This is a genomic window from Niallia yueguangensis (assembly GCF_052663115.1).
The window spans coordinates 1-727 of the sequence record NZ_JBQTCX010000062.1 but is presented as its reverse complement, the minus strand read 5'-3'; the positions used below and the strand labels follow the sequence as shown (position 1 = coordinate 727).

Below are 727 nucleotides of genomic sequence, written 5' to 3'. Positions count from 1 at the left end.
CCCTCGTCAGATATTTGTGGAGAACGGCTTCGATGTGGACGTTATAGGAATAAAACGAATCGAACAGTCAGCCTGTAGGTGGAAGAAAGCTTATGAAAAGAATGGATTGATAGGGCTTACTGATTCGAGGAAAACGGCTTCCGGCAGACCTTTGAAACGAGAACTTACACCGTTCGAAGTGATTGAAAGGCAAAAGGCAAGAATTGAATTGTTGGAAGGACAAGTGGAGTTGTTAAAAAAGCTAGAAACGACAGAAAGGAGGCTGCTAAACGCAAGCGAAAATCTAAATCCGAATAGAGCCTATCAATTGATTCAGGAGACCATAGAACAAAATGGATTTAAGGGGATGACCAGGTATTTTTGTGACCTACTAGGGGTCTCCCGGTCTGGATATTATAGCTTCCTAAAGGCTTCCTCTATCCGAGAAGCAAGGGAGAAATTGGACTTGGAAGCGAAGGAAATCGTTTTAAAGGCCTTCGATCGGCAAGGATATAAGAAAGGTTCACGCTCCATTAAAATGATATTGGAGAATGATTTTAACATAATCTTTAGCCGTAAAAAGATCCAAAGAATTATGAAGAAATATGGAATCGTCTGTCCTCACAGGAGACCAAATCCTTATAAAAGGATCGCTAAAGCGACAAAAGAGCATCAGGTTGTCCCTAACAAATTAAACAGGGAATTTAAGCAAGGAATACCTGGAAAAGTTTTACTGACAGATATCACA

General features: G+C 40.6%; 1 protein-coding gene. It reads left to right on the top strand.

The window, feature by feature from the left end:
• Positions 1–34 precede the first annotated feature (34 nt).
• A partial coding sequence (locus ACTYA4_RS22125; RefSeq protein ID WP_443483698.1) for an IS3 family transposase occupies positions 35–727 on the top strand: 693 nt, incomplete at its 3' end.